The following is a 21,642-nucleotide window of genomic DNA, read 5'->3' as shown; positions in this document are numbered from 1 at the left end:
CGAATCATGTCGAAAAACGCTATCGCCAACGAAGGAAAGGGTTTGATCCTCTCCGTGTATCGGGATGCGCAGCTGGCCACCGACTTCACACTCGGAGGGCTCACCGGCCGCCACGAGCGGGTCACTCTCGTCGGGATCGAGACCGACGCCGACGAAGACGACAACATGCTGTTCTACCCACTCGTCGGAATGCGCGTCACCGCACTACCCGAACAGGCCCGAGTATTCGCACCCACCTCTACCGCCCCGGCCGTCGTTCTGCGCTACAGCGCGTCCCTGGATTCCCGCAGACCACGGAAGATGCACCTTGCTCCCGTCGAAGCGGGCATACGTCGAGGGATGGCCAGCGGCAACTACGCGGGAACCACCGACAGCCGACTGCCCGAACTGCTCGAACATCTCACGGGCTACCCACAGAACATCATTTCGGTACACGACCGATTCGAGTAACCGAGGGCTCTCTCCTCACACCGCTACCCGCACGCCCGCCGACACAACGGAGCACATCCATGACCGCCAGCGCTCTCACGCCGCTCGAAAGCAACGCTCTCAACTGGGTTCTGTTGTGCGAGAGCCTTCGGCTCGATCCGGTCGCCACCTCAGCTCTCGACGTCATCCATGCCGTCAGCAATGCCCAACAGAACGTGGCACCGTCGTCGACGGCTTCACCAACAACGCGGCTGTCCGGTGGATTCCATTACGGACAGAACGAGCAACTACGGGGCAGCAGAGCAGCCCTGCGGAGAAATGCCTGAACAGGATCGGCGACCACACCCGGTCGAACCACCGTCCTCCAGACTTTCACGACAGGGGTACATCATGACCACACTCACCGCCACCGCACCGGAACAGCTCACTCTGGCCCTGGGCCTGAACCTCAACGCCTGGGTCGCCGAGCAGCGCACCATCGTCACCGAATGGAACGCTCGCGGTGACCGCTACAACGCGTTCGTGGCCGCCAATGACTCCGCCACCGTCACCGCCTTCGGTGCCTACGTCGAGGATCTCGCTGTACACCTAGACGCACTGGAGAATCCGGCCGTCACCGGACTCCCGAGCTACACGGCCCGTGATCTCCTCGCTGAGCTGCGCAACCTGCGCAACCTGAACGAGAACGTGGTCCGCGCCGGCGGCGAGGGCATCGTCCGTCGGGCTGCCGGCTCCGCACGGACCAAGATCCGCTGGGGAATCACCGGCGGCGAAGGATCCGCGCGTGTGTACTCGGGAGTGACCGACCGCACGGCGAAGTCTCTCGCCATCGCGCTCAAGAGCTGACCTCTCATCAAGAAGGCCGCGACATCCCGACTTGGGTTGTTGCGGCCTTTTCTTTCGATCCGAACCCGATTGTCCATACCGAAGGAGACCCGTAATGCCCATACGTACAACGCGATCCGAGGTCGTCTCGGAAACCGAGGCACTGCTGACCGACCACCACCACGGTGACGAAGATGTCGACACGATTGCAACGATCATCGACAATCTCTCCGCTCTCGCAGGCCTGAGCTACCGCGTGAGCGATGCCGGCGTTGCCTCTCTGTCCCCAACTGACACTGCTCAGGTCCGCCTTTCGACGACCGAAGGTGATCGGTAATGGGGTTCTTCAGTGAGGACTGTGTCGACTGCGGGCACCCGTTGCTGTCCTTGGCCGCAACATCACCGGTCAATCGATGGATGAACAACGGTGTTGCGATCGGACCCCAGGGAAGCATCCACGCCGGCTCGTACGACGGCTACGGCGCGCTCGACGGCGCGGACGCAGTCGGACTCGATGCCACCGTCTGGCATTACGCGTGCTGGACGGTGGCCGGCCGGCCGTTGGATTATCGGGGTTCATCGGCGTCCTCTGCTGATCAAGGTTGGTTCTTCGGCGATACCGAACATGCCCTACCCGAGCCCGGGTCCCCACGGTGTGAACCTCGAATCGACGATCGGTGACCCCCTCACTCAACTACTGATTCGGCGGCGTAGCCGCTGACAGAAGACCCCTCGACACGACGAGCAATCACTCACACCCGACATCGGAGTAATCATGACCTTCAAAGGTATTCAGTTCTTCGAGACCGACGACGAGGAATCCGGCCGGCTCGCGCAGGCTCCCGTCGGCTCCACAAGCCACAGCTTGTCGCTGCTGCCGGTCACCAACTCCCATCCCAATGAGCATCAACTGATCGAACTGCCCTGGAGGGAGATTCATCCTTGCTCGGGTACGACCGGCGGCCTCGGTCACGAGTGCGACGGTGGTCACCGTCTGGTGGTGATTCCGCTCAAACGCAGTAGAAGCACCACCGACGAGAGCTTGCCCCGCCGTTACGACGACTACTGGGGTTGCCGCGTCATGGCCAGCGATCATCCCAGTTACTCGGTCGGTGGTCATGACCTTTCCATCTCGGAGTCCGAGCTGCGTCGCGGTCGGGTTCTGGAGGTGTGACGCAGCACTGTTCGTCGATCGGTCGTTTCGACGAACAGTGCTGCCGGACACAACATCTGCAGCGCCGATGACAACAGTGACATCGCCGCGCAGAGACCGGCCCGATCACAATCGAGAACCCCACCGAGCGGAGCACACCATGATCTTCCAAGGCATCCAATTATTCGAATCCGATGCCGAAGAGGCATCGAGGCTCGCTCATGCACCGGTCGGTTCCATCGATCACGGTCTTTCGCTGCTGCCTGTCACCCTTCCGTACCCGGCGCGACACCACCTCATCGAGCTACCCGCGCGCAAAGTCGACAAAGCTCCTGGTCGGAACGGTGGAGGGCATCCCGACTGCGCAGCCGACTACCGCATCGTGGTCTTGCCAGTGACGCGGCACCCCGGACCTACCGACTCCTGCGTGCCCAGCTGCCACGACAGCAGCTGGGATTGCCGCATCGTGGCCAGTGATCACCCCAGCTACCCCGTTGGTGGCCAGGACATCTGTTGCTCTGAGTCCGAACTGCGGCGCGGGCGCATCATCGAAATTGCTCGTGCCCTCGATCCCACCATTTCGTGGTCGCCGAGCTGTCAGCAACCCCTGGAGCGCGACGTTGCTTCCGGAATCGAAGCCGGATAGCCCCCGTTGCACGGCTGCACCACACACATCCGCAGCATCGCAAAGCCACACTCCTAGAAAGGAATCAGCCCATGACTGGTCAACAGTCCACCGTCGATGTCGTCCCCCACGACAGTCGCAAACTGCAGCACCGCGCGTTCACCACCTCCACCGCAGACGGCGACCCCCTGGCGACCGTCGAGGTGTGGGTCGATCGTCAGACCGGCCGACTCGTGATCGAGGTAGATGGCCACCACCGGGACGGCGTCGTGATCGACGTCGACTACAACGGCGAAACCGCAGCGGTGCTCGAGAACGGCGTCAACACATGGTGACCGCGCCGAACGTCTTGAATTTCAGCCCTTACGACGATGACCAGCTCACCGGGCTCGAACGCGACTCGCAGGGTCGCGTCCAGCTGGCGGTGTCGTTCGACGATGTCGCTCGGTACGACACGATCGAACGGAAGAGTGCCGAAAGCGCGGTGATGACCGATGTCAACACGGGACGCACCTGGCGCATCCGCAGGGCGTCGTGCGGACTCAGGTGTTACTGCAGTGCCGCAATCGTCGGGGAGGTCGATCACCCCGGGGCTGTAAACCGTGACGGAAAGCGTCGACTGCAGAACTGACTCTGGTCGACTCGTGGTGATCGATCGACCTGCGGCAGGGGTGTTTTCGGGACAAGAGACATCAGCGGAGCTGCTGTCGGAAGCCACATCGAAGAAATCAGATCACTCCGAACGAAGGAAACATCATGCCTATCTGCCCCAACGGTTGTGTCGACGGCTCCGACGTTTCCTTCGAGCTGGAAACCGGTTTCGACCAGAACCACAAGCCTGCCTGCATCTGCCCCGCATGCGGATACCGCGACCTGCTGGTCGATCTCTGCGCTGCGTGAGTCTCCCTGCTCGCCGCCCACACCCCGAAACCTCCCCGCGAGGTTCGGGGTGTCGCTTTCTCGAACCTGATCCGACCCGCCGGCCGAGCTCCCGGAAGGCGGCAGCAGAGCTGCCATCGAGAACGCCCACGAGCAACACCGATCACTGCGATAGCAAAGGTGGACATTATGGCCAAGCGAAAGACAGTCGGCGGAAGCGAGTTTGACGCATTTGCGGGCAATCGTCGCGCACACAACTGGCGCGCCGGCGAACTCAAGAACCTGAAGACCGGTGCCAACCGGCGTGATCGACGACGAGCACGCCAGGAGATTCGTCTCGAACAGGCGGCGTGAGCGCATAGACAATCCCGGCTCCCAATCGGAAGGCACCATGAACATCTACAAACACAAGTTGACCGACACCGAGATAGCGTGCGGCGTCACCCTCGAGCAGGTCGCTCGGGAATTGCCCCGAGTACTGCTGCGCGACGATCGCGTGCACGTCGACGGGACCGTGCCACCTGCTCTGGGTAGTTCAGTTGCCCGAGCGGCGTTCGGATCCGAGGAGTTCAGGTTCGTTGGGCTCGGCGCGCAGACAGGCTTTCTGATCTACGAACGCAAGTAGAGCTCACCGCTGGCCCCGATTCCTCCCGCAGGGAGTCGGGGCCTTCTAATTTCGCAACAACTCGTTTCTGCAGCGGGGCCTCTTTCCTGCTGTGGCTGGTCGGCGGGATGGTCACTTCGACCGACCAGCATCGATACTGCTGACCTCGTAGGCTCGCAGTCACCGATCTCTCCCCGATCCCGGGGACCCCCCACGTCCACAACCTTCGAAGGACACCTCTGATGGCTCAGCCCAAATTCAACGTCGAAGTCGCCTTCATCAACGAGCACGGCGACCCCGGTCTAGTCCTTTTCCGCGGCGCGTTCTACACCTCTCGCTCCGCCGGGCAGTTCGCACTCACGCAAGCGGCTGCATTGTCGGATACACGCGAAGTCGACACCGTCTCCGTCGTCATCGACGCCGTGTCCGAAGGCAGCTCACACCGTGATGTCGACTTCATCGGCACTTCTGGCGAACTCGCGGCCGCGCTGACGGCGCTACCTGCATACAAGAACGGTGTGCTGGGCACCGTCATCTCCGCACCCCAAGACGTCACCGCCGCAGTAGCCGCCATCGTCGAAGCGTCACCGCCGCTACCCGATTCGGCGATCGACGGTCCTACCGCTGTCGAGGTTCTCGATGTAGAGGTGTACTCCACCCGGCCCGGCCCGATCCCCAACTCGCACACCGAGGTCGGCGCATACGCCCCCGAGGATGCACACCGCATTGCCGAGCAGCTCGCGGCCGATCTCCGCGGAACGATCGAGCCGATGCGGAACGCAACGGTGCTGCGTGTGACCCATGCAGCGGACATCTCCGACACCGACCGCATGGCCGCCGAGCGGTCCGTTCAGGTGCGAAACCTGCGTGCGAACATCTCGGTCCTCGACCCGGTCGCGGACGCCGAACACATCACTGCGCTCGCCGCCGACCTGGAGGAGCTACAGGCGCGTATGGCGGACTCAGTACGGAGCAGCTGAAGCCATCTGACCGACCGCTGCCGAAACCAGTTCGGCAACATGTCTCGACCCTTGACGGGCGGAGACATGTTGCCGGTTGTGCACGATCTGTGCGATGCGCCCGCCGAACCGGCGGGCGCATCGCATTTCAAATGTCAGCCCAGGAGGCTGAGCCAGAACCACAGCTGCGTGAAGATCCAGGGCATGGGTGAATTCCTCTCTATCAGTTCAACTTTGAGTGAATGGTTAATGTCCCGGCGGGATCGCGCAGTTCGGCACATGATGAGTGAAGCGTCACTGTGCGATCCTCGCGCCGGTCCATCGTCGAGTTGCAGGAAGTAGGGGGTCCTGCAACTCACGACCGGGGTCACTGGGTGACACCAGTCGAGATTGGGGAATCAGGCCACATCACCGATCTCATGCATCGGTGTGTCGCTGAACTCGATATGGCGCTGAATTTCGTTGGTGGATTCGCGGAACGTCGTGTCCGCGTCGGTCCATTCACCGAGGAGCTCGCCGGTCGCCTCGCACCGAAGCTGGTGCACATCGTGCGTGCCCTCACGCAACGAACAGACAGCAAAACCAGGGACCGAAATGTTCACCGCCTGGCACAACAGGGGTTTACGGTCAGAATCGCGATGTAACACTGTGCCTGGATAAGAAGATGTCATGGTCGTCCTCCGAACCGAGTGCAGTTCGTCTTGCGGCATGAGCGGGTTGCAGCCCGTCTTCGCCTAGATCGGTAATTGGTCGTTGGATCGCGAAAGAGCGACCTCAGTGCCGTCGAAGACCTCAAATCGAACGGTGGCACTGAGGGTGTGCTTGCACTTGACATTGCACATGGCGTTCCTGGACGACTGTGTCCGGTGAAACCGCTCACCATCAGAATAGACATAGAGTTGCCATAGTTTCAACCGGCCGGACCTGCGCTTGGGCAGCATTCTTAGTGGCATATCACATAGAAAGATGCAGAAATCATCAACGAACACGACCGGATTGTCGGACTTGTAGGTCCGGTCGACTCTCTTTCCTACGGTCACAACTAAGGTGACCTGCGTGACTAGACCGGATATGGCCCGCTTCGGGGCCATCGTCAACAAGCGACGGCGCGAACTGGGCCTCTCGCTCGATGACGTAGCAGCACGTGGTGGCCCGAGCCAGGTGACGGTCAGCAACATCGAGCAGGGGACGACGAACCGACCCCACTTCGCGACGTTCACGAAGCTCGACGAAGTTCTCAAATGGAAGTCGGGGTCCGCCGCGCGCGCCTTCGACGGCCAAGAGCCTGAGCCTGTCGATCAGATCCGCAACAACCATCGTCGGCCTCAGTCGCGCGGGCCGAACCCTGACTCTGTCACTGTGTCGATGCGTACCGTTGGCGATCTGCTGACTGCAGCGCAGAGGATCGAAAGAATTGCGAGCTCGGAGGCCGCCTCGCCTGAGCTCAAAGAGGCCTCGGCCGAGCTGGATCTGCATGTGGACCGGGTCATGCGAGCGTGGATCATCGTTCAGGTCGAAACTCGGCTGTGCGGCGGTGACGACCTGCATAACGATTTGATGATCGATATGTTCTTGAAGGATTACTTGAGTCGCGCGTCGGCACCGACTACCGCCGAGGACGAGACCGAACTAGGTTACCTGCAATGGCTGCTAGGCAAGGCCGATGATTTGTCGCCGGACCGAGAGCACACCTACGAAGAGCGCTGGAACGCGACGAAAGCGGAGTACTGATGGACTACCTCAAGATCAGTTTGGCCCACAAGGTGAACCGACTCTTCGATTTCTACCATCGCAGAGGCGAGCCTCAGGTCGGTGTGCAGTCGGTGGCAGTGGTCCTCGGACAAAAGCTCGACCGACAGGTCGACCCTGACTACCTCACGGCGTTGCGTGAGGGCTCGATCGCGCAAAGCGAGGCGGACCAACAGATTCTGGATGCCTTGTGCGAGTTCTTCGGTGTGGACAAGAAGTACCTGACCGAGATCGCTGGTCGTGACATCGACATCGACCAGCGGCTGCGGCTGTGGATCATCGTGCGCGATAAGGGCCTCGACTACTTCGCTGCTCGTGCAAACGGACTCACGAGAGCCGAGTTCGAGGCCCTTATCGCCGAACTTCAGGCGCTGCCGGCCGCGTAAGCGTGCTCGTGACGCTTGAACCGCATCCGTAGTCCGCGAGGACGCAGAGTCAGATTCTCCTCGACGTCGAGCGAGCTGGAATCGCTCTCGAAGTCGAGCGCCTGCACGAGTGTGGCTGTCACGAGGACTGCCTCGTGCAGGGCGAACGCACGACCGATGCAGGCCCGCGGCCCCGTTCCGAATGGCTTGTACTGGTTGGCGTCGGGTGCCCGACCCATGAAGCGTTCGGGATCGAATTCATTTGCAGTCTCTCCCCACACGGTCGGATCGCGGTGCACGCCCAGCAGCAATGTGAACACCCACTCCCCCTTCTTGATCGCGTAACCGCCCAGAGTCGTGTCGGCTCGGGCTGCTCGGAAGAATCCTGGCGCGGTCGGCCACAGCCTCAGGGCTTCGGAGACCACGGCGCGCGTGTATCGCAGCTTGCTCACGTCGCCGTAGGCGATCGGACGGCCCTCCGAGACTGCAGAGACTTCTTCGCGTATCCGTCGAGAGATCTCCGGATCCTGAGCGATGTAATGCGCCGCGAACGCGAGAACATTTCCGGTTGTCTCGTGACCGGCGACCAGAAATGTGATGACTTGATCAGCAATGAGCGTGCTGTCCATCGGTGCCCCGTCGCTGTGCAACATGAGGTCGAGAAGATCGGGCTTCCTCTCGCCGGACCGTTGCCGGTCCTCGACCACCTCACGAACGGTTGCGCGCAGGAACTCCCGGTCGGCCGCCGCTTGCTTCGCGCGGGCCCGGCCGGTCAAGGCTCCGATCACTGGAATTGCCGACTGCTGGGTATAGGCCAGGGTTCGGGTGAGTGCTTCGGCGAATGGATGGCGATCGGTCCGGGTGAACGGCTCGAAGGAGTACCCGAACCCGCACTGTCCGATGACCTCGAGCGCAACGTTCCCCATGAAAGCAGCAACGTCGTCAATCTCCGACCTCTCGGCCAACGTCGACGAAGCCTCGTCGGCCACGGACTGCATAGCCGCGTGATACCGAACCATTGCCTCTTTGGTGAAACCAGGCATGAGGGTTTCGTGCCCAACTGCCCACTCCGGCGAATCGTTGGCCGTTGTGAACAACCCTTCCCCGCCCAGGACCTTCAATCGCTGGATTGGGCGACCCGCGAACCGCTCCCATCGGGTTTCGTCGGCGACCTCGCGCATCAACCCAGCCGAGCCGACAAACGTCAGCTTGGCCCCACCGATGAAACTACGGCGGTACAGCGGCCCGAGCCGACCCATCTGCTCCAGAGTCCGCTGATTAGGTCGCTCGGAGTCCATTCCGAGGATGTCTCCCAAGATGGGTACCCGGCGCGGCGGGTGCGGCATCTTCTTCGACGGACGAGCAGTGACGGCAGTGCTGCTTTCGGTCATGGTCTTATCCCAATCTGGTTGTTCGTTTTGTTCGTTCCATGCCGCGGCGACGGCGAGCAATCTCGGTCTTTCGTTCAGCCAGGACGGCGCGGACGGCCTGGCGTGAAGAGGGCGCTGGTTGGTCTGGTACCGCTGAACCGCAATACGGATGTCGCGAGCGTGTTCCTGCGGTGAGTCGCCCTGTTCACGAGGAAAGTGCGGCAAGAGAGCATGGACGGCGTCCTCGATGTCGATGAGCATGCGGTATTCGGTGAACGAGGAATCAACCGGAATGTCGTGTGAGGCCGGCACGCCGACCTCGGTGACCGCCTCACTGAGGTTTGTCCACATCGGTTCCAGGATTCGAGCGTGGCAGGCCGCGGAGTCACGGCCCAGACGTACGCGAATCGATGAGACGATCGACGGGATCCCCACGCAGGCCAGTACCGCTACGACGGGAAGAAAGAACAGGTCGTTCGAGTGCGTGCGGGCTTCGGTGAACGCGTTCTGTACACCTTCTGCCAGCATCAGGCCGGACACCATCCGTGTGCTGTGGTCGAGGAAACTACCGACGATGCACAACAGCACCACGAGGCCGAACATCGTCCTGTTCCAGGACACATGCTGTCGTACATGAGCCCACGCCGTCTGTCCGGCGGCAAGCGCCGCCAGAGGCGTGGGGAGGCTATAGATGACCATGTAGGTTCCGGTCCGCCAGGAAAGCAACTCTTCGACAGCCAGACCGCTCGAGGTTGCCGGCCAGGCAACGATGTAGAGCGCGGTTCCGCAGGCCAAGACGCCAGCGGACAGCAACGGAACTACTTTGCGCCAGTTCATGGTCTGACCCTGCTTCCACAGAATGCCGACCACCAGTGCGCATGCTGCGGAGCCGATGGCAGAGGTGTGCGTCAACACCCTGATCGTTCCGAGCGAGAGCCCCAGCTCTCCAAGAGCGGTCTGTACGGATGCCTGACGTAGCAGGGCGCAGATCAGCAACAGCCCGACCAAGGCGTGGGCGGCTGTGTCGACCGGGCGTTTGTCTACCAGAACGAATTGCCGAATCAGTACGACAGCCGCAATCCAGATGATCAGCGCCCAGCTCAACACCACCGGGAGGCTGGTGGTCGCCTCCCGGCTCAGAAGTTCACTCGGCGTCATCTATGCGGGAACTCGATCAGTGACGCGCTTCTGTGCAAGCGGCCGTCCATGTCGTCGGTGATACCGCCGCGGCTCAAGACTGCGAGATGGGTACCCACGAGCTCGGCCTCCGCTTCGGTAGCAGTTCCGAAGGTTCCACGGTGGAGGATTTCGCGCACCTTCGCCGGGTCGATCCCATCGGTGAGTGCAGACGCGGGGACGTCATAGACGTCGCTCCCGCGGTGGTCGCAGAGAATGTGTGCGATCTCGTGGAAAATCTGCTGACGTTGATGCCGCTGGGAGTGCTCCGGGCTGTACATGATGGTCAGACGATCGTCCATCACGTACAGGGTTCCGCACTTGAGGATCTGCGACGCTGCCGACGTACGTTGGCTGAGGGCGACTTCTTTGCCCTTGAAGTCGGACAGCCACAGGATGAACTCGTCGACCGTCCAGGGTGGAGTCAACGGTATCGAATCCATGATGGTTGCCAACGATGTTCGCTTCGCTACCCGACGTCGCAGATGCATGACACCTTCCCGGTTACCCGTCAGTAAGACCCCCGCGTCTAGTGACCTCGACAACCTACCGGTGAATCGCCGCGCTGACGAGGAGCCGCATCACATTGCAGAGTCAGCTTCGAATGATTTGATACGTTTCTTCGTGTTAACTGTGCTTATTCTATGCCGCACAGCGTGTCGCGCACTGTTCGGGGTGATTCTGAGTCACCATGAGCACCGACCGCATGCACTGCGGTTGACAGTTGAGCTCGCCAGGAAAGGAATCGTGATGGCTCCACAAAGCAAGGGTTCACGTCGAGCACCCACCATCCGGTTGCCCGAGGAGGTCATTGAGAAGCTGCAGCAAGGCCGCATGGAAGCCGGCACCTCGTCTTTCAGCCAGTACGTCTCCGACGTCCTGGCTATTCATGTCGGTCGGCCTGACCTCGCGCGCGAGCTCAACAATCCACAGGAGGTCTTGCCTCTGACTGCATAGGCGTGAACGCCTGGTCGTGACGGAACCCGACCACGGTTGTAACTCACGCAGGGTCTACCCCAGCCATCGAAAAACCCCCGCTCTTGTAGCGAAGAACGAGGGCTTTCGAGGTTGGTGAGAAACGAGGTACCAACTCGATTCTCGATTCTGCGGTTTCCCAATGAAAGGGACTGTCGTGCCAGACAGGTCTCAGGGTACATCCTGCCCTGATGAAGGTTCAAGATTTGATGCTCGTGTCGCGTCGTCGATGTCGACACCCGACCTCGTATGGAGACGTCTGTCACCATTCGTGCGGGCGCGCCGCTCCATGCGGCTGTGGAATCCCGACACCGGGCTGTTCAACGACGAAGCGCAGAACTGGACGAAGCGTCTGCCGCGCGTGCCGGCTGCAGTGCCGATATACGCGCGCGGCCGTACGACCCTGCTAGCGCTCGATTTCGACGCCAAGCACCACACGCCCGAGCAAGTCGACGCTGACGTCGAGCGCGCACTCGAGTGGCTTCACGAGTGCGGCGCACGCACCGTGACCGATCGTTCGACAAGCGGCGGCCGCCACGTCCTGGTTCCCTTGGCGACCGACAGTCCTATGCGCGTCGACGACGTCAGAGTTCTGATGAAGCTCCTCGCTGCACGCCTGATCACCCTCGACTGCGACCCCATGCTCAATGCAGCTCAGGGCTGCATCACTCCCCCTGGCTCACCAACCCGAGAAGGCGGCTACCGCCGTCTCGATGGCGCTCTGGACGTCGCGATCGACACGTTCGTTACTCGATCCGACCGTGGTGCTGCTGCACGCCTGATGGCGCTGCTCGGCGGCATGTCTCCGACTCGGCACCGCACACCGGTGGCCGCGGTGGCCGCGTCTCTCACACAGGACGAGCGCCTTGTCGGCGTCGGTCGGCATCGACGCTTGGATCCTCGTTTTCACCGCAGCTCACCCGTCCCCGAGGCCGTCGTGACGTACGCGGCTACCGGGAAATTGACCAAACCCCTCAAAGCTCTGTGGGAATCGCCCTCGGAAGCACGTCAGTCCGTTATCAGCCATGCAGTCCTACGGGGTTGCAGCGTCGCTGACATCGAGACGGCCATTGCCACCAAAGAGTGGGTAGGGATTCGCCACTCGTACCTCAACAAGTACGGCAGGCATGCCACGACGGCCTTGCAACGTGATGTCGCCAACGCCCTGACGTGGGCAGCTGGGATTGCCCACCAATTCCGCGAACCACGGCACAAGAACAAGCACACAGGGGGCAATAACTCCTACCTGAAAGACCGTGTTCGTCGCGACTGGCTGGCACACGCTCAGCTGTGGATCGATCGAGAATTCGTTGGTACCCGACATCGCCCTGTCCTACTCGCCGTAGTCCAGGCCCTGGCCTACAGCTCGGCCTTGGCGGGAGAACTCGTCGAGGGTGTGCCCGTGGTGGCCGTCGGAGGACGCAGTTTGTCCCACGCTGCAGGCCTGATGTCAGAAGACTCCGTGTGGACTGCTCTGCGCGTTCTCAGGGACACTCCCGGATCCCCAGTGTTGCTCGTGGCCCGCGGGGCCGGGCGCGACGCCGACCGGTACGCCTTGACCACTCCCGCGATCGACAAACCGAACAGAGTGCGCATCGAGCGAGCCCGCGTCGAACCTGTGCATCCAGCGTGGAGTGTTCTCGGACTGCGCGGCCGCACCGCTTACGAACTTGTCTCCGCCGGGCATGCCACGAACATCGAGGACGTTCTCGCAGGTGCGCGGCTGCGACCCTCCAACGGATACGACATCATCGCCGACCTGACGATCGCTGGACTGATCGAGCGACACGGATCGACCTTGCGGGTAGGAACCCGCTCTCTCGACGACGTAGCGGCCTCACACGGGCTCGAAATCGTGGCTGCCGACCGTATCGTGCGACATCGTGCAGAACGGTTGCTGTGGCAACTCTGGCTCGACAACAGGTTTGCAACGCCGGCAGCTCCCGACATGGACGCCCCCGAGTACCCGACCCTGGTGCCCTCCGGGCCGGGTGAGCGAGATTCCGAACAACTGTGGGCTGCTCTGATGGCGACAGGCCCACCGCCTACGGATCCGATGCTGGACGCCCTCGACCTACTCGCGCATGAGTTGGGCGCTGTGATCGTCCGAGAACCACAGCGATAGGGGTGGGCGCTGGCGATCATTCATGGTGGCGCGAGATCGATCTCGGCCGTCATGGTCGACCCGAGGTGCACGTCAGGCCCGGAGCTCGCATTGAGGTCCGGGCCTGACGTCGAGATCGGGTTACTTTGCGGCTGCTGCTTTGCGTGAGGTCTTCGTGACGGACGGCGGCGTGGTTGCCTCCGCAAGCGAGGCCGCGCGGTTGCGTGCCGCGATGATGAGGCCTTCACGGTTGAGGCCTCGCGAATATGTCGAATCGAGGTAGAGCACCGGCGCGGCGTCTTCACCGTTCATCTCGACCACTTTCTCGAGCAGTGCCTTGTGCAGGAATTCGCGCAGTGGACCTGATCCCCCGCCGTAGACGTAGATCGCCTGCGTTGCTGCACCGACCAGATCGAGGACTCGCGAGAGCTCCATGGCCACTTCGCGGACGAAGAACTCCGAGGCCACCTCGGTCTCTTCCACGACACGGCCGTGGAACTTGGCTTTGAGTGGGTTGACGTCGAGCTGGAGGAAGTCCGCCAACTGCTTGCGGCCGGCGAAACCGTGCGCATCGCCCTTCTCCGTCATCGACTCGATGGCATTTTCGAGCACCGTTCCGTAACCCGAGGTGAGAGTGCGCGATGCGTCTGCATTGAAGCGGCCGCCGGTGAATACAGGGAAGTTCACGGTCCCCTCCCCCACATCGACTCCAATGGTGTCCGTCGCGGCCAGCAGGTGCTTCGCCTCCACACCCTCGAGCACTACGCCATGGCTGCGCACGTCGGAGAGCAGTCGTTCCATCAGTGGCTCACCGAAGAAGTTGATCGCGTACTGCGCACTCGCCCCCTCCGGTACAACCAGCACGTTGTCGAAGACGATGCTGACGGTGATCGGCGTGACGAAGTTGTTGATTCGAACCTGGTGTACGAGGGGTTCGGCGGCGGTGCCGACGAAGCCTGCGGAGTAGCTACCGCGATGCGACTCGTACTCGCTGATGGGTAGCGCGAGAGCAAGTACTGCGCGAACAGTGAGTGAGGTGACTGAGCTGTCGGCGTTGTTGGGGCTCGGAAGCATGCCGGAGACGGCGACGTAGTCACGAAGCGCCTTCGCAGCGAGAATGCCCAAAACCAGTACCTTCGACAGTGGCTGTTCGGCCTTGGACTTGTGACCGACCAGGTCGAACGCGTCCACGCTCGATGCCTTGGTCGCGAGGGCGCGACGGCCGATGACGCGCCGATAAGTGTCCGGCACCAGATTGGAGCTGAACACCATGTCAGCGTTGTCGAACCACTCCTGGCCGCCAGCCAACACCTGCGGAGCGTCGGCGTCCGGGGTCTGGAGGAGGTTCGGGCGGATCAGAGTCGCCGCGACGCTGGGCATGTCGATGATGTCGACCGCCACGTCCGACTCTTTCGCGGCGGTGTCGCTGCCGCGATCTTCGATGACGCCCTTGACGTATCCGTTGCCGATGTCGAGACCTGCGGTGTACTCGAAGAGTCCGGCCTGAGGGTCACTGCTCATGATGTAATCCCGTTTCTTGTGTCAGTCGTAAGTGGTCTTGGTGCGAAACCCGTTGCGGCGGTGTTCATCTAGCTGTTCCTCTTGCGAAACAAGTCTTCGAAATCGTCGCTCGGTGACGCGGATGTCGGAGGGGTGGGCGGAGACGAGGCTGGGCGAGTCGGTGGCGGTGTCGGTTTCGCCGGGACACGGGGCTCGGGTACCTCGGGCTGCTTCGGCGCGGTCACAAGCTGCGCGGCGGTCGCCTGGGTCGCCGAAACGCGCTCCTTGAGTGAGCTGGTAGTCAGAGCACCCATGGTCTGTTCCATGACATTGGTCGCACCGAACTCGTTGACCCACATTCGGATCAACATGACGATCGCCTGTGACTGAAAACGCGCTCCCTGTGCGGCCATGAAGGCGTCGACGATCGCATCGTCGGCAGGTAACTGCAGACGCAATGGATGCTTCTTGGGCGACAACGACTCGTTGTCACTGGTTTTCGAACTCATCTCGATTTCGGCCTCTCCGTGCCCCGTCACGCCATACGAACTTCAGTGTGAGGACACCCGACTGGCGAACCGCCACAGCCAGTCCGTCCTGTGTCCGCTGTATATCCGTTCTATGTCAGAACTATGGCAACTATATATGCCAGGAGGTGAAATGTCTCTCTTGGCGGCAATGCGCGGACCCTGTGCGGATATATAGCGGATGTGGCGCGGCGTCTTTGCGGCGGGAGTGCGGCGGGAGTGCGGCGGGAGTGCGGCGGGAGTGCGGCGCGTCGGCCGAAGCGATGGAGTGACCGAGGCGTTCCTATATCGGAGAGGCCCCGGGCCTCACTCCCGCCGCGACCGAGATGTCAGTTGGAGCTGGACTCGAGGAACCGTTCCAGCGCCACCCTGCACAGCTGTGATCGGGACTCGGCTTCGACCTTCTCTGCAAGCTGATCGATCACCTCGAGGTTGTCCCGCCGCATCCGAAAGGACCTCGTCGACCTCGGACCGGCGGCACTGCGGTGCGTGCGCACGAACAGCCCATCGGATTCGGCCTTGTTGTTGGCCTGAGCAATGAGCGCAGGCAGCTCATCGTGCGACGCCACGATCGCGTCCATAACGAGATCGGGGTACGAGACCGAGTTCTTCTTCGCGAAGGTCGTCGTCGCCTCTGCCAGTGCGGTTGGCAGGGACAAGGTCACAGGTGCGGTTTCGGCGCGCTCTGTCGTGTCAGCCGGGGCCACCGTTCGGACTTTCTTCGTCGCGGCGGGTGCTGTGCGTACCCGCTGCGCAGTGGGGGCCTCTGCTGCAGGTGAAGGCACAGCTCGCGCCGGCCGCGGTGGAGGTGGGGGGATCGAGACCGTGCGCTTCGCGAGACCGTCGACCGGAGGGAAACCTGGACGTTCACTCATGCCAGCACCTCAGCAGCTTGCTCGGCGGTCTGAATTCGCTCCAGAACCTCCTGGCAGAGCATGAGGTAGTCCTCGGCCAGCGCCGAGGCGCTACCCGGTATCCGGTCGGGCTTACGGCCCTCTCGCAGCGCCTTCCAGAACGGCTCTGCGGACTCGGCCTTTTCCGCAAGCTCGTGCACCAGCACTCCCCTTTCGCGTGCGTTGACGGCCGAACTCTCTCCGTGTCTGATGATCGACTCCAAGAGGGGGGCCGCACCGTTGAGCGCCGACTCGATGTCGGCAGATGCGTTGCGTCGAACAACTTTTGCTGAGGTCGAGACATCGAACAACACGGCACCGAGTAGTTCCACTGCTGGATTGACATCACGTGCGGTCTCGATCTGATGAGCGAGTACGCGCAGGCCTTCGATGCTTGCGCGGTCTGCGCGGGTGGGCACCACGATCCATCGTGTTGCGCACAAGGCGAGCTGCAGCAGATTCGGCCTAGTAGGTGGAGTGTCCAGCACTATCAGGTCGTAATCGGGGGCTATGGGTGCCAACGCCTCGGCAAGCATGGATCGAAACGGCCGCGATCGTTGCGCGCGGCCAGTGATGATGGACTCGAGATCGTCCAACGCGTCGCCGCCGCTGATGACGTCGAGGCCGGGGCGAATGTCGGCTACGACAGGTGTGAGCGCGGAGCCGGTACCCAGCGCGTTGCATAGAAGTTGACCGGAGTCGCCTCGTCCGTCCCAGTAGTAGCCGAGATCGTGCCCTGCGTTGCCCTGTGGGTCGAGGTCGATCAGCAGGGTTCGCCAGCCGCCCGCCGCTGCGAGGCCCGCGACGTTGACTGCCGTGGAGGTCTTGCCTGCACCCCCCTTGCCGTTGGCGAACGTGACTACCCGGGTCAATGCGTCTGCTACTGCTTCACTCACTACAGGGTCTCCTCTCGTCATTACTTGGTCGCGCACTGCATGCAGTACGAGCAGGCGCACTGTGTTCCTCAGTGCATGCGTTGATTGGCGGCGTGCGTTGTGTGTTAGTGAATGTTACGACGCCAACTGTAGTGCGTGCCGCATTGCAGTTGCTACGGCGCGTATTGGTGGTCGTCGTGCCGCATCTCGTACGTGGTGCAGTGCTATATGCGGCAATGGCACTGGCACAACAAATAGCAGTGTATGACGTGACGTCAACCGTAACGGAACGGGCAATGTTGGCACTACGTGTTGTACTACATCACACGGTGATCTTACTTCTACTGTATGCACTACTGCATGCATTACTCGATGCACTACAGGCGGTGTTACAGCAGACCACACGCACAAAATTAACTGTTGCGCTAGTGCACACACTGCATGATGCGGCACACCATGCCGTACTGCACGCCGTACCTGCCGTTTGACTTTCGGCGTCACTACCAAATCTAAAGTATGTAGTGACGTTTTTAGCAATGTTACCGCAGGTCAGAGCTTTGCGACACACAAACGGGTTACCAACGATTCTGCTCGCCACCCACAATCGAGGCAACCTCGCACCGCTCGACATAGTGAGATTCGCTGGCGTAGCCACCGCCGGACTGCGGTTGAAGCATCCATCCCACAGACCGGAGACAGCCCCGTGACGACCTCGAAATTCATGAATCTGAACGCTGCCGAACCTACTCCGAAGGTCGTCATGAGCTTCGGACTTGGCACCGATAGCACCGCCGTTCTTCTGCGCTGGCTCGAAGATCCATCCTCTCGGGACTTCGATCTGTCGGATCTCGCCGTCATCACGGCGATGACCGGCAACGAGTGGGAGAGCACTCGAACCGCAGTCGAGACCTTGATTCTGCCGCGAATGGCAACCGCTGGCGTCCGCTTCATCCAGGCCGCGCGCTCGCGTCGGCACGTCACCAAGGCCGGTGCCGGCGTCGTCATCCTCGACGACTCCCGCGCTCCAACCACGCTGCATCTCGACGGCTCGTACACACTCTGGGACGAGATGACCGAAGCGGGCACGATTCCGCAAAGCGGCGGCGCACGAATGTGCTCCGTACACGCGAAGGGAGACGTTCTGGATCCGGTGATCGCTGCGATCACCCGCGGACAGCTATACCGGCACGTCATTGGCTTCGAGGCCGGCGAGGCACGACGCGCACTCAAGGACCAGAACTACAACACAGCGCTGCGAACGGGGGAGTACCCACTGATCGAGTGGGGCTGGTTCCGCAACGACGCCATCGAGTACACAACTTCCGTCATCGGGACGAGCGTTGGAAAGTCCGCATGCACGTTCTGTCCCTTCAGTTTTGGCAGCAAAGCGGGCCGCGCGCACATGTTGGAGCGGTACTCCACCGAACCGGTGACGGCCGCCCACGCCTTGCTCATGGAGCACCTCGCCCTCACACTCAACCCCAAGCAGGGCCTGATCGGCGGTAAGCGGCTGATCGACCTCGTCCGGAGCGAGAACACGGTTCATGTCCTGGAGGCGTTCGACGAGCTCCTGAGGGAGCAGACGCACGCCATCTACGACGTACGCCGCATCATCTCGGCACGGAAGGGCGACAGCTTGGTCTCCGGCAATGTCGAGCGTTCGCTTCGAGTTCGCAGCAGGGGAACCCGCGACGTGCTCCAAGCGCATCTCGATCATCTCGCAGCGGACGGTGCTGCGAAGGGGCTCACCACAACCGTCGTCGGTGAGGACGGAATCATGCGTCTCTACCAACGCCAACGCGGCTCCGTGTTCCCCACACTCGAGCGGTTTTTCGTTGTCGCACCAGCGTTGGCTCCCAACAAAGAAAGAGCACGTTTCGACGAACGCTGGGCCGAACTCGGCACGGCGGCAACAGTACTGAAGCGCAACACATCGAGAGGACTGCATCTCAATGACCATCAACAGAGACATGCCAGCTGAACTGGTCGAGCTTATGACGGCCGCTCTGGCTGGTGGAAACATCGACGACGTCAGCCTCGTATTCGAGGGTATGGGCTACGACTTCTATGCCCCGATCGGCTGGTTTCTGTACATGACCAAGGTCGCACCGGAACTGAAGTTCGCCACCACACCGCCGAATGCGATCGACGACGACCCTTCGATCCTTCTCGTCTGCGCCCAGGTGAACAGTCCTGAACCGACCGCCTATCTCGGGACCGATCCGCTCGGCGGTGAACCGCGGTACTGGAACGCCGAAGAGATCGCAGCCTGGATCGAAGCACCACGCGACGTTCAATCCGCCGGTTCTCAAATCGCCATCCCGAGCGACCACGTCGAGATGGCGATCGCAGCAGCGAAGCTCGGGTGGAGCGTGACGCAACAGATCAACAGGTACGGCTTCCATAGTGCTTCAGGACAGGCGCTTCCAGACATCCCTGCAGCGGTCAGCTACCGATTCACCGCCCACAACTACGCATACGCCGACATGGCCGAGAAACGTCACTGTGACACCAGTGATGACCTGTCGTTGAGCTTCGCACTGGGGACCAGCGATCGGGGCTCGCCTTGGAACTACGGTCTGCGGGGTGCTGAGAAAACTGACCCCATGCACATCGTTGCCGCGGTAGGGCAGACGCCTCCGTGGCATGCCCCGGTCGCCTACTTCGACAACGCCGCCGGGGAGTGGGTGCTGTGACGTGGTGAGTGCACGACAGTGATCCGAGAGCGGAGCTCCGGCGGCCGAAGCAACAGACACGCCCCACCCAACATCTCCCATGAACGGAGCCTCCGATGTCGACTACTCCAAGCTCGACCAAGTACCTCACCCGAAAGATCTCGACCTACGTCGACGACAGAGCCTCGATCGAAGTGAGACTGATCTGTGTTGTCGGCCGGCCGATCATTGCGCTCGATCTGGCCGCAGATCAGGAATTGCTCGCGTCCTACACTCTGGACACTTCCGACGAAAACGCAGTCGGCGGTTCGGAGTACCGCGGCCAGAGCATGGTTCTGGACGAGCATCGCTTGACCGATCTGAAGCGGGACGCGTTCCTTGCGTTGTTCGACGAACTCTTGGTTCTCCATCAAATCCATCCGAGCATGGAGGACTTCACAGTCGCCGCCGCGAGAAAGCTGCTCGTCGTCGCCAGAGCCGAGCTGGTGAAGGCGCGGTGACCAACACCGAGTACGGCATCCACGAGGGCGACAACCTGGTGTCGGATGCCTACGGATCCCGGTTCGCCGCCGAGTACGAACTTGATCACCGGACTGCGCCCGGCGGCGTCTGGCACGATCGCAGTCGGTCGTCGTTTACCGTTCGAGCGATCAAGGTTGCACCTGCACTGCGTGGAACGCAGCCCTACACAACTCCCCAGAAAGGCGACACATCATGACCGAATCAGGCGGAGACGGAAGCCTGGGGACCGGCCTCGGCGCAACCCACAACCTCGACCAGGTGACCGAGGCCGGACACAGTCACCACATCCACCACCACGATGACTCCGACGTTACGGATCACCTGACCGTGGACCTGAACACTGGTACGGCAACGTTCTCGGGGATCCGCCGCACTGACGACGTGGTGAACTCCTCGCAGGATCACGACGCACCTAACGGTCGTTGAGCGAGCCAGCCCTGCGATCGACGGAGCCGACTGCGGCAGAGACAGGACAATGACCGGCCTTTCTTGAGGAGACACACCATGCAGAACTCTCGACTCACCACCGGGACCACATCGTCGCCGGCAGCTCCCGAGGTTCTGCGGCGTCGACTCGAACTTCGGCAGTCCAATGCGGCTCGGCCGCACCGCAATCGGCATCGTGACGCTCGCAAGGGTGTGGGGAAGGGTGGCCGATCCGGCGGCCGCCGTGCATCGATCGACCGAGGCTAGGCGCATGACAACGCGTCAGCCACCACCGATTCCCGACCACTCTTGTTTGCGACCTCCTCAAATTAACACTGCTCGTACTGCACACTGTGATGTATGTCGTAATGCACGCAGTAATGCGCCAGAACCCGCACTCGGCCTCGATAGGGCAGGGTCCGGGTTCTTCTTTTAGGCATGGCTCCCGCCGACTGCGGTGAGCATGCAGCGATTGGCGGAGCCAACGGCGGAGCGGCGTCGACTCGACCCGACACCCATCGATGGAGAAGACCGTGAAGATCACCGTGCAACCGACTCTGCCCGGCCGCCGCCGCAACAGCCCCCGCCCGGACACACTCTGTTCTGACCTGGCAAACCTCACCAGTTTGCCCACGGCGTTGTTCGTCGCCGACGAAGCGGCCATCGCCGTCGATGTCGAGGGCGAGAGGCGCGCCCACGTGCGTGCACTGATCGGGGTGGGCCGGGACGACGAGTTCGCCGGAGCAATCCACCTGATCGCGACCGTGCCCGGTATCGGCATGATCGAGCAGTCCCATTTTGTGAAAGTGCTCGGTACGGTCGAGGAGGCCGCAGTGGCATGTGCGATCGCGTTCGCTGTCGGTCTCAGTGAAGCTTTGATCGAAACGGCGATCGCCGCAGAACTGTTGGTTCTCGACCACCGTGGCGAGGTTCTGATCGCCACCAACTGCTGAGACCGCCGATCAAGACCGCACCCTGCCTTCATCGGCGGGGTGCGGTCTTTCCATCTTC

32 protein-coding genes are annotated in these 21,642 nt (G+C 61.8%); 25 read left to right on the top strand and 7 right to left on the bottom strand.

The features are described from left to right. The first annotated feature begins 6 nt into the window (after positions 1–6). The 13 genes from AB0O58_RS19735 to AB0O58_RS19675 all read left to right on the top strand — a co-directional run bounded on the left by AB0O58_RS19735 (position 7) and on the right by AB0O58_RS19675 (position 5,495). On the top strand, positions 7–450 hold the full coding sequence (locus AB0O58_RS19735; protein ID WP_366238640.1) for a hypothetical protein: 444 nt from the start codon (positions 7–9) through the stop codon (positions 448–450). A 59-nt stretch (positions 451–509) separates the two neighbouring features. Next, on the top strand, positions 510–755 hold the full coding sequence (locus AB0O58_RS19730) for a hypothetical protein (protein WP_366238639.1): 246 nt from the start codon (positions 510–512) through the stop codon (positions 753–755). 64 nt (positions 756–819) lie between these two features. After that, positions 820–1,275 carry a hypothetical protein gene (locus AB0O58_RS19725; protein ID WP_032399774.1) on the top strand — a complete coding sequence of 152 codons (456 nt, stop codon included), beginning with the start codon at positions 820–822 and terminating at the stop codon, positions 1,273–1,275. 94 nt (positions 1,276–1,369) lie between these two features. Then, positions 1,370–1,591 carry a hypothetical protein gene (locus tag AB0O58_RS19720; protein ID WP_366238638.1) on the top strand — a complete coding sequence of 74 codons (222 nt, stop codon included), beginning with the start codon at positions 1,370–1,372 and terminating at the stop codon, positions 1,589–1,591. Then, positions 1,591–1,935: a hypothetical protein gene (locus AB0O58_RS19715; protein ID WP_052061393.1), complete on the top strand. Its 345-nt coding sequence runs from the start codon at positions 1,591–1,593 to the stop codon at positions 1,933–1,935. Before AB0O58_RS19720 ends, AB0O58_RS19715 begins: the two co-directional genes overlap by 1 nt. 94 nt (positions 1,936–2,029) lie before the next feature. Beyond that, complete coding sequence (locus AB0O58_RS19710; protein WP_366238637.1) at positions 2,030–2,428, top strand: hypothetical protein; 399 nt, start codon at positions 2,030–2,032, stop codon at positions 2,426–2,428. A gap of 139 nt (positions 2,429–2,567) precedes the next feature. Continuing rightward, positions 2,568–3,053, top strand: a complete 486-nt coding sequence (locus tag AB0O58_RS19705; protein ID WP_366238636.1) for a hypothetical protein — start codon at positions 2,568–2,570, stop codon at positions 3,051–3,053. A 71-nt stretch (positions 3,054–3,124) separates the two neighbouring features. Further along, the gene (locus tag AB0O58_RS19700) at positions 3,125–3,367 is read left to right on the top strand and encodes a hypothetical protein (protein ID WP_366238635.1); all 243 of its coding nucleotides are present in this window, start codon (positions 3,125–3,127) and stop codon (positions 3,365–3,367) included. Continuing rightward, positions 3,361–3,663 carry a hypothetical protein gene (locus AB0O58_RS19695; protein WP_366238634.1) on the top strand — a complete coding sequence of 101 codons (303 nt, stop codon included), beginning with the start codon at positions 3,361–3,363 and terminating at the stop codon, positions 3,661–3,663. The genes AB0O58_RS19700 and AB0O58_RS19695 overlap by 7 nt, the downstream gene beginning before the upstream one ends. A 125-nt stretch (positions 3,664–3,788) precedes the next feature. Further along, positions 3,789–3,932, top strand: a complete 144-nt coding sequence (locus tag AB0O58_RS19690; RefSeq protein WP_209912224.1) for a hypothetical protein — start codon at positions 3,789–3,791, stop codon at positions 3,930–3,932. A gap of 168 nt (positions 3,933–4,100) precedes the next feature. Further along, the gene (locus AB0O58_RS19685) at positions 4,101–4,265 is read left to right on the top strand and encodes a hypothetical protein (RefSeq protein WP_155289490.1); all 165 of its coding nucleotides are present in this window, start codon (positions 4,101–4,103) and stop codon (positions 4,263–4,265) included. Positions 4,266–4,302: 37 nt separating this feature from the next. Next, positions 4,303–4,536: a hypothetical protein gene (locus AB0O58_RS19680; RefSeq protein ID WP_366238633.1), complete on the top strand. Its 234-nt coding sequence runs from the start codon at positions 4,303–4,305 to the stop codon at positions 4,534–4,536. 221 nt (positions 4,537–4,757) lie between these two features. After that, positions 4,758–5,495: a hypothetical protein gene (locus AB0O58_RS19675; protein WP_366238632.1), complete on the top strand. Its 738-nt coding sequence runs from the start codon at positions 4,758–4,760 to the stop codon at positions 5,493–5,495. A 377-nt stretch (positions 5,496–5,872) separates the two neighbouring features. Here AB0O58_RS19675 and AB0O58_RS19670 read toward each other — a convergent pair whose 3' ends face one another. Next, positions 5,873–6,145 (bottom strand): hypothetical protein, encoded by a 273-nt coding sequence (locus AB0O58_RS19670; RefSeq protein ID WP_366238631.1) that lies wholly within the window; start codon positions 6,143–6,145, stop codon positions 5,873–5,875. Between the two features lie 400 nt (positions 6,146–6,545). On the opposite strand from AB0O58_RS19670, the gene AB0O58_RS19665 reads away from it, so the two are divergent. Both AB0O58_RS19665 and AB0O58_RS19660 read left to right on the top strand, forming a co-directional pair. Beyond that, complete coding sequence (locus tag AB0O58_RS19665; protein WP_366238630.1) at positions 6,546–7,205, top strand: helix-turn-helix domain-containing protein; 660 nt, start codon at positions 6,546–6,548, stop codon at positions 7,203–7,205. Then, positions 7,205–7,609 (top strand): hypothetical protein, encoded by a 405-nt coding sequence (locus AB0O58_RS19660; RefSeq protein ID WP_366238629.1) that lies wholly within the window; start codon positions 7,205–7,207, stop codon positions 7,607–7,609. Before AB0O58_RS19665 ends, AB0O58_RS19660 begins: the two co-directional genes overlap by 1 nt. Here AB0O58_RS19660 and AB0O58_RS19655 read toward each other — a convergent pair. Together AB0O58_RS19655 and AB0O58_RS19650 are read right to left on the bottom strand one after the other, a co-directional pair. Further along, on the bottom strand, positions 7,588–10,116 hold the full coding sequence (locus AB0O58_RS19655; protein ID WP_366238628.1) for a cytochrome P450: 2,529 nt from the start codon (positions 10,114–10,116) through the stop codon (positions 7,588–7,590). The two genes, AB0O58_RS19660 and AB0O58_RS19655, sit on opposite strands and share 22 nt — an antisense overlap. Continuing rightward, positions 10,113–10,625 carry an ImmA/IrrE family metallo-endopeptidase gene (locus AB0O58_RS19650; RefSeq protein WP_366238627.1) on the bottom strand — a complete coding sequence of 171 codons (513 nt, stop codon included), beginning with the start codon at positions 10,623–10,625 and terminating at the stop codon, positions 10,113–10,115. The genes AB0O58_RS19655 and AB0O58_RS19650 overlap by 4 nt, the downstream gene beginning before the upstream one ends. Positions 10,626–10,884: 259 nt before the next feature. Here AB0O58_RS19650 and AB0O58_RS19645 point away from each other — a divergent pair, with 259 nt between their 5' ends. Together AB0O58_RS19645 and AB0O58_RS19640 are read left to right on the top strand one after the other, a co-directional pair. Then, positions 10,885–11,091 (top strand): toxin-antitoxin system, encoded by a 207-nt coding sequence (locus AB0O58_RS19645; RefSeq protein ID WP_366238626.1) that lies wholly within the window; start codon positions 10,885–10,887, stop codon positions 11,089–11,091. Between the two features lie 307 nt (positions 11,092–11,398). Then, positions 11,399–13,234: a hypothetical protein gene (locus tag AB0O58_RS19640; protein WP_366238625.1), complete on the top strand. Its 1,836-nt coding sequence runs from the start codon at positions 11,399–11,401 to the stop codon at positions 13,232–13,234. A gap of 120 nt (positions 13,235–13,354) precedes the next feature. Here the strand turns inward: AB0O58_RS19640 and AB0O58_RS19635 are convergent, their stop codons facing one another. The 4 genes from AB0O58_RS19635 to AB0O58_RS19620 form a co-directional block, all read right to left on the bottom strand. Beyond that, positions 13,355–14,734 carry a hypothetical protein gene (locus AB0O58_RS19635; protein WP_057472977.1) on the bottom strand — a complete coding sequence of 460 codons (1,380 nt, stop codon included), beginning with the start codon at positions 14,732–14,734 and terminating at the stop codon, positions 13,355–13,357. 68 nt (positions 14,735–14,802) lie between these two features. Continuing rightward, a complete protein-coding gene (locus AB0O58_RS19630; RefSeq protein WP_155289494.1) occupies positions 14,803–15,222 on the bottom strand; it encodes a hypothetical protein in 420 nt (139 codons plus the stop codon). 347 nt (positions 15,223–15,569) lie between these two features. Continuing rightward, positions 15,570–16,115: a hypothetical protein gene (locus tag AB0O58_RS19625; protein ID WP_366238624.1), complete on the bottom strand. Its 546-nt coding sequence runs from the start codon at positions 16,113–16,115 to the stop codon at positions 15,570–15,572. Continuing rightward, the gene (locus AB0O58_RS19620; protein ID WP_307848892.1) at positions 16,112–17,029 is read right to left on the bottom strand and encodes a ParA family protein; all 918 of its coding nucleotides are present in this window, start codon (positions 17,027–17,029) and stop codon (positions 16,112–16,114) included. The genes AB0O58_RS19625 and AB0O58_RS19620 overlap by 4 nt, the downstream gene beginning before the upstream one ends. A gap of 71 nt (positions 17,030–17,100) precedes the next feature. On the opposite strand from AB0O58_RS19620, the gene AB0O58_RS19615 reads away from it, so the two are divergent. The 8 genes from AB0O58_RS19615 to AB0O58_RS19580 all read left to right on the top strand — a co-directional run bounded on the left by AB0O58_RS19615 (position 17,101) and on the right by AB0O58_RS19580 (position 21,584). Continuing rightward, positions 17,101–17,496 carry a hypothetical protein gene (locus tag AB0O58_RS19615; protein WP_366238623.1) on the top strand — a complete coding sequence of 132 codons (396 nt, stop codon included), beginning with the start codon at positions 17,101–17,103 and terminating at the stop codon, positions 17,494–17,496. Positions 17,497–17,711: 215 nt separating this feature from the next. After that, complete coding sequence (locus AB0O58_RS19610) at positions 17,712–18,989, top strand: hypothetical protein (RefSeq protein WP_366238622.1); 1,278 nt, start codon at positions 17,712–17,714, stop codon at positions 18,987–18,989. Beyond that, complete coding sequence (locus AB0O58_RS19605) at positions 18,961–19,704, top strand: hypothetical protein (protein ID WP_155288632.1); 744 nt, start codon at positions 18,961–18,963, stop codon at positions 19,702–19,704. The genes AB0O58_RS19610 and AB0O58_RS19605 overlap by 29 nt, the downstream gene beginning before the upstream one ends. 95 nt (positions 19,705–19,799) lie before the next feature. Continuing rightward, positions 19,800–20,183, top strand: coding sequence for a hypothetical protein (locus AB0O58_RS19600; RefSeq protein WP_032373251.1), 384 nt, complete (start codon positions 19,800–19,802; stop codon positions 20,181–20,183). Then, the gene (locus tag AB0O58_RS19595; RefSeq protein ID WP_057472972.1) at positions 20,180–20,401 is read left to right on the top strand and encodes a hypothetical protein; all 222 of its coding nucleotides are present in this window, start codon (positions 20,180–20,182) and stop codon (positions 20,399–20,401) included. The genes AB0O58_RS19600 and AB0O58_RS19595 overlap by 4 nt, the downstream gene beginning before the upstream one ends. Next, positions 20,398–20,631 (top strand): hypothetical protein, encoded by a 234-nt coding sequence (locus AB0O58_RS19590; RefSeq protein WP_155288633.1) that lies wholly within the window; start codon positions 20,398–20,400, stop codon positions 20,629–20,631. Before AB0O58_RS19595 ends, AB0O58_RS19590 begins: the two co-directional genes overlap by 4 nt. A gap of 78 nt (positions 20,632–20,709) precedes the next feature. Then, the gene (locus AB0O58_RS19585; RefSeq protein ID WP_057472971.1) at positions 20,710–20,898 is read left to right on the top strand and encodes a hypothetical protein; all 189 of its coding nucleotides are present in this window, start codon (positions 20,710–20,712) and stop codon (positions 20,896–20,898) included. A 266-nt stretch (positions 20,899–21,164) separates the two neighbouring features. After that, complete coding sequence (locus AB0O58_RS19580) at positions 21,165–21,584, top strand: hypothetical protein (RefSeq protein WP_366238621.1); 420 nt, start codon at positions 21,165–21,167, stop codon at positions 21,582–21,584. Positions 21,585–21,642: the final 58 nt, after the last annotated feature.

Source organism: Rhodococcus sp. NPDC080181 (assembly GCF_040702225.1).
Classification (GTDB): domain Bacteria; phylum Actinomycetota; class Actinomycetes; order Mycobacteriales; family Mycobacteriaceae; genus Rhodococcoides; species Rhodococcoides fascians.
Note: the sequence above shows the minus strand (reverse complement) of the source record. Positions and strands in the feature narration are given on the sequence as shown.

Coding starts and splice junctions, on each gene's coding strand:
- AB0O58_RS19715 (WP_052061393.1), top strand. CDS start 1,591: ATGGGGTTCTTCAGTGAGGACTGTGTCGACTGCGGGCACCCGTTGCTG.
- AB0O58_RS19735 (WP_366238640.1), top strand. CDS start 7: ATGTCGAAAAACGCTATCGCCAACGAAGGAAAGGGTTTGATCCTCTCC.
- AB0O58_RS19700 (WP_366238635.1), top strand. CDS start 3,125: ATGACTGGTCAACAGTCCACCGTCGATGTCGTCCCCCACGACAGTCGC.
- AB0O58_RS19665 (WP_366238630.1), top strand. CDS start 6,546: ATGGCCCGCTTCGGGGCCATCGTCAACAAGCGACGGCGCGAACTGGGC.
- AB0O58_RS19605 (WP_155288632.1), top strand. CDS start 18,961: ATGACCATCAACAGAGACATGCCAGCTGAACTGGTCGAGCTTATGACG.
- AB0O58_RS19660 (WP_366238629.1), top strand. CDS start 7,205: ATGGACTACCTCAAGATCAGTTTGGCCCACAAGGTGAACCGACTCTTC.
- AB0O58_RS19600 (WP_032373251.1), top strand. CDS start 19,800: ATGTCGACTACTCCAAGCTCGACCAAGTACCTCACCCGAAAGATCTCG.
- AB0O58_RS19585 (WP_057472971.1), top strand. CDS start 20,710: ATGCAGAACTCTCGACTCACCACCGGGACCACATCGTCGCCGGCAGCT.
- AB0O58_RS19725 (WP_032399774.1), top strand. CDS start 820: ATGACCACACTCACCGCCACCGCACCGGAACAGCTCACTCTGGCCCTG.
- AB0O58_RS19695 (WP_366238634.1), top strand. CDS start 3,361: ATGGTGACCGCGCCGAACGTCTTGAATTTCAGCCCTTACGACGATGAC.
- AB0O58_RS19705 (WP_366238636.1), top strand. CDS start 2,568: ATGATCTTCCAAGGCATCCAATTATTCGAATCCGATGCCGAAGAGGCA.
- AB0O58_RS19625 (WP_366238624.1), bottom strand. CDS start 16,115: ATGAGTGAACGTCCAGGTTTCCCTCCGGTCGACGGTCTCGCGAAGCGC.
- AB0O58_RS19680 (WP_366238633.1), top strand. CDS start 4,303: ATGAACATCTACAAACACAAGTTGACCGACACCGAGATAGCGTGCGGC.
- AB0O58_RS19685 (WP_155289490.1), top strand. CDS start 4,101: ATGGCCAAGCGAAAGACAGTCGGCGGAAGCGAGTTTGACGCATTTGCG.
- AB0O58_RS19690 (WP_209912224.1), top strand. CDS start 3,789: ATGCCTATCTGCCCCAACGGTTGTGTCGACGGCTCCGACGTTTCCTTC.
- AB0O58_RS19590 (WP_155288633.1), top strand. CDS start 20,398: ATGACCGAATCAGGCGGAGACGGAAGCCTGGGGACCGGCCTCGGCGCA.
- AB0O58_RS19630 (WP_155289494.1), bottom strand. CDS start 15,222: ATGAGTTCGAAAACCAGTGACAACGAGTCGTTGTCGCCCAAGAAGCAT.
- AB0O58_RS19640 (WP_366238625.1), top strand. CDS start 11,399: ATGCGGCTGTGGAATCCCGACACCGGGCTGTTCAACGACGAAGCGCAG.
- AB0O58_RS19710 (WP_366238637.1), top strand. CDS start 2,030: ATGACCTTCAAAGGTATTCAGTTCTTCGAGACCGACGACGAGGAATCC.
- AB0O58_RS19655 (WP_366238628.1), bottom strand. CDS start 10,116: ATGACGCCGAGTGAACTTCTGAGCCGGGAGGCGACCACCAGCCTCCCG.
- AB0O58_RS19645 (WP_366238626.1), top strand. CDS start 10,885: ATGGCTCCACAAAGCAAGGGTTCACGTCGAGCACCCACCATCCGGTTG.
- AB0O58_RS19720 (WP_366238638.1), top strand. CDS start 1,370: ATGCCCATACGTACAACGCGATCCGAGGTCGTCTCGGAAACCGAGGCA.
- AB0O58_RS19635 (WP_057472977.1), bottom strand. CDS start 14,734: ATGAGCAGTGACCCTCAGGCCGGACTCTTCGAGTACACCGCAGGTCTC.
- AB0O58_RS19670 (WP_366238631.1), bottom strand. CDS start 6,145: ATGACATCTTCTTATCCAGGCACAGTGTTACATCGCGATTCTGACCGT.
- AB0O58_RS19675 (WP_366238632.1), top strand. CDS start 4,758: ATGGCTCAGCCCAAATTCAACGTCGAAGTCGCCTTCATCAACGAGCAC.
- AB0O58_RS19650 (WP_366238627.1), bottom strand. CDS start 10,625: ATGCATCTGCGACGTCGGGTAGCGAAGCGAACATCGTTGGCAACCATC.
- AB0O58_RS19730 (WP_366238639.1), top strand. CDS start 510: ATGACCGCCAGCGCTCTCACGCCGCTCGAAAGCAACGCTCTCAACTGG.